We start from the raw sequence: 7,312 nt of genomic DNA on the forward strand, positions 1-7,312 counted from the left end.
GGCGCGGTCGCTCAGGGCGCGGCCGGTTCGGCCGGCGCCGGGGCGAGCGCTGCCGCCGGGCCGGAGGCCAAGGGTGGCGGCTCGGCGGGTGCTGGTGCGTCGGGGGCGGCTGGCGCGGGCGCGGCGGCGAAGCGTGGTGGTGCGGCCGGCGGCGGTGCCGCGGCCGGTCCGGACGTGAAGGGCGGCGCGGCGGGCAAGGCCGCTGCCGGCCCGGACGGCAAGGGCGCTGCGGGTGGCGGTGCCGGTGTCGGTGCTGCGGCGGGACCGGAGGGCAAGGCCGCGAGTGCCGGCGCTGGGGCGTCCGGCGGCGCCGCGGCCGGGCCTGCGATCAACAAGGACCCGCACGCGGACCCGGCGTTCCAGGCCATGAAGGGCAAGTCGCAGGCCGCGGCCGGTGGGTCCAAACAGCATGCGCCCGCGAGCGCCGGGGCGGCGTCCGCGCAGGCGGCGGCGGTGCCGCCGGCCAACGATCTCTCCTCCCAGGCGCAGGCCGCGCAGGTCGACGAGATGGCGACGAAGGAGCCTGGGGCGTTCGACCGGGCGGCGTTCATCCAGGCGGTCAAGCAGGCGGTCGACAACTCGGCGCCCAAGAACCTCGAGGAGGCCGACGACTTCAAGGACGGCGGCGCCAACCAGGTCAAGGGGCAGGTCTCCGGCCTGGTGGGCAAGGGCAAGGACGAGTCGCAGAAGGACATCAAGGACGCGACCGTCGCCGCACCCGACGCGTCCAAGGCGAAGCCCAAGCAGGTCGAGCCGATGACCAACGAGCCGGTGGGCAGCGCCACGTCCACGGTCGGCGCCGCGAACGCGATGCCCGCCCCCGTTCCGCCCGCGACCACGGACCTTTCCGGCGGCCCGAACGAGATCGACAAGCAGATGGCCGACGCGGAGGTCACGGACGAGCAGATCCACAAGTCCAACGAGCCGACGTTCAACAGCGCGCTCGACGCCCGCGACACCGCCAAGGAGCACTCGGACAAGGCGCCCGCGGACTACCGCAAGCAGGAGCAGGGCGTGCTCGGCAAGGCCAAGGGCGACGCCGCCGGGATGGAGTCCCAGGGCCTGGCGCAGATGCACGGCGCGCGCGGGCAGGCGTTCCAGCAGGCGCTCGGCCACAAGCAGGGCGCCAAGACCGAGGACGAGGCCAAGCGGGCCAAGGTCGCCTCGGACATCCAGGGCATCTACGAGAAGACCAAGACCGACGTCACGAAGACGCTCGGCGAGCTCGACGGCAAGGTGGACCAGGCGTTCACGTCGGGTGAGGCCGCGGCACGCAAGCGCTTCGAGGACTACGTCGGCAAGCGCATGGACGCCTACAAGGACGACCGCTACGACGGCATCCTCGGCGGCGCCCGCTGGCTCAAGGACAAGCTCCTCGGCATGCCCTCAGAGGTCAACGTGTTCTACGCCGAGGGCAAGACCCAGTACCTGGCCGACATGGACACGGTCATCGGCAAGGTGGCCGACGTGGTGGGCGCCGGCCTGACCGCCGCCCGCGCCCGCATCACGCAGGGCAAGGGCGAGATCGCCAAGTACGTCGCCCAGCTCCCGCAGGACCTGCAGAAGGTCGGCAAGGAGGCCGAGTCAAAGCTCGACGGTCAGTTCGAGCAGCTGACCGCCGAGGTGGACTCCAAGCAGTCCGAGCTCGTCGACACGCTCGCGCGCAAGTACGTCGAATCGCGCGACCAGCTCGACGCCCGCATCGACGAGATGAAGGCCGCCAACCGGGGCCTGGTCGACAAGGCGATCGACGCGGTCGCGGGCGTGATCAAGACGATCATCCAGCTCAAGAACATGCTGCTGGGCGTCCTCGCGAAGGCCGCGGACGTGATCGGCGACATCATCGCCGACCCGATCGGCTTCCTCGGCAAGCTGGTCGACGGCATCAAGGCGGGCCTGAACCGCTTCGTCGGCAACATCGGCGCCCACCTGCAAGAGGGCCTGATGGGCTGGCTCTTCGGCGCGATCGGCCGGGCCGGCATCCAGCTCCCGAAGAGCTTCGACATCGCGGGGATCTTCGACCTCGTGATGCAGGTCCTCGGCCTCACCTACCGCCAGATCCGCGCCCGCGTGGTCAAGCTCGTCGGCGAGAAGGTCATGGCCCGCCTCGAGCAGACGGTCGACGTCTTCAAGATGCTCGTGACCGAGGGCATCCCCGGCCTGTGGAAGTGGATCAAGGACAAGGTCGGCGACCTCGAAGAGATCGTCATCGGTGGGATCAAGACCTTCATCATCGAGAAGGTCATCAAGGCCGGCATCACCTGGCTGATCGCCTTCCTGAACCCGGCCGCCGCCTTCATCAAGGCGTGCAAGATGATCTACGACGTCATCATGTTCATCATCGAGCGTGGCGCCGAGATCATGGATTTCGTGCGCTCGATCCTGGACTCGGTCGGCGCCATCGCCAAGGGCGCGATCGGCGTGGTCGCGGAGAAGGTCGAGAGCAGCCTCGCCAAGGCGCTCCCGCTCGCCATCTCGTTCCTCGCCAGCCTGCTCGGCCTCGGTGGCATCTCCGAGAAGATCCACTCGATCATCCAGAAGGTGCAGGCGCCGATCTCCAAGGCCGTCGACTTCGTCGTCATGGGCGCGGTCAAGGGCGCCAAGAAGCTCTTCGGCTGGGCCAAGGGCAAGGCGAAGGGGCTCAAGGACCGTCTCACCGGCAAGAACAAGACCAAGGACGCCGACCAGCCGGACCCGAACGCGCCGGACGCCAAGCAGGACGAGCAGCAGGACCGCGAACAGCGCCTGAAGGGCGCGACGGACGACACCGAGGCGCTGATGCGCCAGCCCGAGGCGACGGTCGACAGCGTCCGCGCCAAGCTGCCCGAGATCAAGGAGCGCTACAAGCTCACGAGCATCGAGCTCGAGAAGGACGGCGAGTTCAGCTATCGCCCGAAGGCCGTCATCAACCCGACGATGCAAGGGCCGCCGGGCGTCCTGTTCACGCCCGAACAACTCGCCGAGATGCGCAAGACCGCGCAGCAATGGGCGCGGCAGATCAAGGAAAAGGGCCACAAGGACGTCTTCCTCGCCGACCCGATGAAGTACATCGCCGGCGACCCCGCGGCCAAGAAGCAGCCGAAGGTGCAGGTCGGCGACGCGGTCGAGTCCGCCGCCCACCCGCAGCTCGCCGCCATCGCCGCCGAGGCCGGGCTCACGCTCGTCCGCGGCCTGCACATCCAGGCGACCGGCGACAAGGGCAACGTCGGCGGCAAGCAGGCGGAGATGGACTTCGTCCTGCTCGGCGCCGACAGCGTCGCCGAGGTCGTCTCGGCGAAGATCGACCCGGGCAAGTACAGCTTCAGCACGGACCGCAAGGCCCTGGGGCACTTCACCGACGCTCCGCTCTCCGGGCAGCCGCTGATCGACTATCTCACGGCGAACTTCGGCGCCACGCCCGTATGGAAGAAGGCAACGGGCCTCCAGGCCGTGCACACTTCCGGCCGCATGCCGCTCGCCGACTTCCGCACCCAGTACCTCGACAAGACGCCCGTGTCCAGCGTCACCGTGTCCGGCGTCTCGCCCGGTCCGGAACAGCCGCTCAACCGCCAGCTGACCTCCACCGCCCCGCAGCTGCTGGACGAGATGATCAAGCTGGTCAAGGACCAGCTGTGAGCCGCCCCGTCCAGGTCTTCGACGCGCCGGCACCGCTCGAGATCGACCCGTCGCCATGGTTCGACGCGGGTCACGTACGGATCCCGCTCGAGTACTGGTCGCTGCTGCTCGACTTCGCCGAGCGACTCGACCCCGAAGCGGCGCTGCGCCTCAGCGCCCTGTCCGGCACGGCGCTCACCGACGAGATCCCGCTCGTGCCCGACGAGCTCAAGCGCGACCGGGCCTTCCTCGCACGCGTGCTCGACGAGCTCGAGGGTGTCTCGCCGCTGATCGCCGAGCCCGACGACGAGTATCCCGAGGCGTACCCGAACGCGGAGATCGCCCGGATGGGCCGCGCCGCGCTGGCCGTGTTCGACACCGCGCTCGAGCGCGGCGAGCCGTTCCGCGCCTGGGACGAGTGACTCAGCGGCGCTTGGCGCGAGCCGTGTAGGGCTTCCCCGGGCGCACGATCACCGTCTTCTTGAGCCGCACGTCGCGCACCGACACGGTGCCCTGCGCGACCCGCGTGACCGTCGTGGTGCACGTGTCGGTGACGAGCCATTTCGTGCCGCGGACGGTCGCCGCGCTGTACTGACCTTTGGTGCGGAACTTGCCTTTGCCGTCGCCCCACAGCCTGCGCGTCTTCGGCTTCGCCGCGGCGGCCAGCGCCCGCTTGGAGCAGTCGAGCTTCTCACTCAGCGTGAGCGTCGTGATGCCGCCGGACTGGCTGAGCTTGAAGATGCCGTCATAGAACTTCGCGACGCCACCGTCGGAGCGCGTGATCTCGACCACGCCGCGGCGCGCGTCGACCTCGGTGCCGTTCTTGATCACCGACGCGTCGAGCGAGGCGAACTTCGAGCTGCCCGGAACGCGCACGAGCACCGTGCCGCTGACCGGCCGCGCACCCACGCTCTTCCCGGCCACCGGTGAGCCGCCGAAGCTGAAGCTGACGTTGTCGACGTAGCCGTCGTTGTACTGCCCGGCGGTCCGCGTCGTGGTGATCGTGACGGCGATCAGCCGGGTGTCGAGCGGGATCGAGACCGTTGCCGTGCGCGGCAGCAGATCGGTGAGCCCCTTGCGATCCGCCGACGTCACGGCGGGCAGCACGGTGGCCGGGGCGATCGGGGTGCCCGCCGCATCGAGCGGCTGGGCCGAGACCGTCGCCGAGTCGTCCTGACTCGCGTAGCCGCCGATCAGCGCGGAGAGCGTGCCGGTGACGCCCTTGGCGATCTCCGGGGCCGCCCCGCTGACGTTGATCAGCTGCGACGCCGTGTTGGAGTTCCCGTCCGGGCCGCCAGCGAAGAAGTTGGCGCCGCCGCCGAGGCGGGCGGCGTCCTCCGCGGTCAAGAACGCGGGCGTCCCGTAGGCGACGGCGGTGAGCGATCCGGTGACCGTCCACCCCGGCAGAGCCACCTGCGTCCCGCTGTCGGTGGCGCCGGGGGCGGCCTCGGCACCGGGATTGACGACGAGGTTCCCGGCGGGGAGCGCCGCGGAGGCGGGTGCGGCGAGGAGCAGAGCGGCGGCGAGCGTGGCCAGCGAGACGCGTCCGTGCATCGGCCGACCCTCTCATACCGGACCACCCTGTGCCAGGTAGGAGCCTGTTGAAGAATCCCGATGCGCCCGCTGCGGCACATCCGCGGCGCCTCGAGCCACCCACGCTGCTCACGTGCCAGAGGCACGCATCGCGAGCGCGGGCGGCCCGAGGCACTGGCGGCTGCACCACATCGGTCGGACCGACCATTCCTCAACAGACTCCTACGCGGCAAGCCCGTGCGCCAACTCCGTCCGCGCATTCACCCCCAGCTTGCGAAAGCCCGCGGCGAGGTGGGTCTCGACCGTCTTGACGCTCAGGAACAGCTCCTGCGCGATGGCGCGATTGCCCTTCCCGGCCGACGCCAGCTCACAGATCTGCCGCTGGCGCGGCGTCAACGCGGCGGCGCCGTCGAGCGCCGCCTGCCGCGGCCGCAGCCCCGTCGCCACCAGCTCGCGGCGGGCGCGCAGCGCGAGGAGCATCGCGCCGGCCGCGTCGGCGTCGGCGAGGGCGGGCCGCAGCGTCTCGCGCGCTTCGCGGCGGGAGCCCAGGGACGCCTGCGCGCTGCCGAGCTCGAGCCGCAGGGCGACCGCCTCGGCGCCGCGTGCGAGCGTCAGCCCTTCCGAGCAGAGCGTGATCCGCGTCGCATGGTCCGGCTCGGCGACGGCGCGGGCATGCAGGGCGCGCGCGATCGGGAGCCGCGCACCGAAGCGCCGCGCCCGCTCGAGCTCCTCGTCGGCCAGCGCGGCGGCCTCCTCGCGCCGCCCGAGATGGGCGAGTGCGAGCGCGGCGGTCGAGCGCCACGGGGCGAGCGTGGGGTTGGAGCGCCGCTGGCGTTCGCGCAGCTCCCCCGCCGCGAGCGCCTCGGCGAGGGCGCGCTCGAAGTCGCCCTCGAGCAGTGCCAATCGCGCGCGGGCGTGCCGCATGCCGACATGCCACAGCGCCGGGCCGAGATGTCCGCCGAGCCGGTGTCCGCGCAGGAACTCGTGCGCTTCCGCGAACGCCCCGCGCTCGGCGAGCGCGCCGACGAAGACGACGGCCGCGCCTCCGCTGAAGATGTCGAGCTGCTGGCCTGGCGCGAGGTCGAGGCCGAGCCGCGCGTGGTTCTCGGCGTCCGCGACCCGCCCCGTGCGCAGGGCGAGCTCCCCCGCGAACCAGGCCGCGGCCGTCCGTAGACGAAGGGAGCGACGCGCCGTCGCCGCATCGCGCAGCGCAGCGATCGCCGCCTCGGCGTCCGCGTCGTCGGTCAGCACCAGCGCACGCGTGGCGATGACGTAGGCGGAGCGCCGGTCGGCCTCGGCCAGCAGCAGCCCGTCGTCCAAGGCACGGCGCGCGAGTGCCGCGCACGCCGCCGCGTCGGGCGCGGCCTGCTCGATCCCGACCCACGCGCGGTGGGCCTTGACGACGCGCTGGAGCAGCGGGTCGGTCGTCGGGGTGTCGGCGATCGCCGCGACCCTTCGCGCACGCTCGGCTTGGCGGGCGGGGAGGATCATCAGCGCGTCCAGGGCCGCGGTCTCGACCGCCAGCCGGACGTCCGGATCGGGTTCGCCGGTGAGCTCGCGCTCGAACAGCCGCGCCAGATCCTCGTCGCGGGCATCGACGAGGTTGAGCATCGCGAGGCGGGTGAGCACGTCGACCCGGCCCGGACCCTCGACGTACTCGCGCAGCGCCTCGCGCAGGTGGGCGCGGGCCTCCGGGAGTCCGGCATCGAAGGCCACGGCGCCGAGTTGCGCGAGCATCTGCCCGCGATCGTCACCCGCCGCCCGCTCCTGCAACGCACGCCCGAGATACGCCGCGGCGGCGTGCGGCTCGCCGCGCTCGGCGGCCGTGAACGCGGCGCGCGACAGCGAGGCGCTGACGGTGGGATCGGCGTGCGGACCCGACTCGAGCAGGTGCCCGGCGACGAGCTCGTCGTCGTCGCCCGTCGCGAGCAGCGCTTGGGCGGCCGCACGATGCGCCCGCTCGCGCTCGCCGCGCGACAGGGAAGAGAGGACCGCCGAGGCGATCAGGCGGTGCGCGAAGCGGTCCGCGACGGGCGCCGGGAGAGCGGCGGTCGCGGACGGGCCGGCGCCGCGCACCAGTGCGGCGGCGGCAACGGAACGCTCGCGCGTGGGCGCACCGGCGCCGCGCACTGCGGCCGCGACGTCGCTCCGCTCGCGCGCGAGCGCACCGGCGCCGCGCACCGCG

General features: G+C 72.0%; 4 protein-coding genes. 2 read left to right on the forward strand and 2 right to left on the reverse strand.

Annotated features, from left to right (window positions below; translation table 11 throughout):
• Both OM076_RS44150 and OM076_RS44155 read left to right on the forward strand, forming a co-directional pair.
• Positions 1 to 3,615, forward strand: a 3,615-nt coding sequence (locus tag OM076_RS44150; protein WP_270046655.1) for a phage tail protein, incomplete at its 5' end; no start/stop codon positions are given.
• Complete coding sequence (locus OM076_RS44155; protein WP_270046656.1) at positions 3,612 to 4,016, forward strand: hypothetical protein; 405 nt, start codon at positions 3,612 to 3,614, stop codon at positions 4,014 to 4,016. The genes OM076_RS44150 and OM076_RS44155, both read left to right, overlap by 4 nt.
• Before the next feature lies 1 nt (position 4,017).
• Here the strand turns inward: OM076_RS44155 and OM076_RS44160 are convergent, their stop codons facing one another.
• Both OM076_RS44160 and OM076_RS44165 read right to left on the reverse strand, forming a co-directional pair.
• Entirely contained in the window at positions 4,018 to 5,148 is a 1,131-nt protein-coding gene (locus OM076_RS44160) for a hypothetical protein (RefSeq protein WP_270046657.1), read from the reverse strand.
• A gap of 201 nt (positions 5,149 to 5,349) precedes the next feature.
• On the reverse strand, positions 5,350 to 7,312 hold a 1,963-nt coding region (locus tag OM076_RS44165), incomplete at its 5' end, for a helix-turn-helix domain-containing protein (RefSeq protein ID WP_270046658.1).

This window comes from Solirubrobacter ginsenosidimutans (assembly GCF_027587205.1).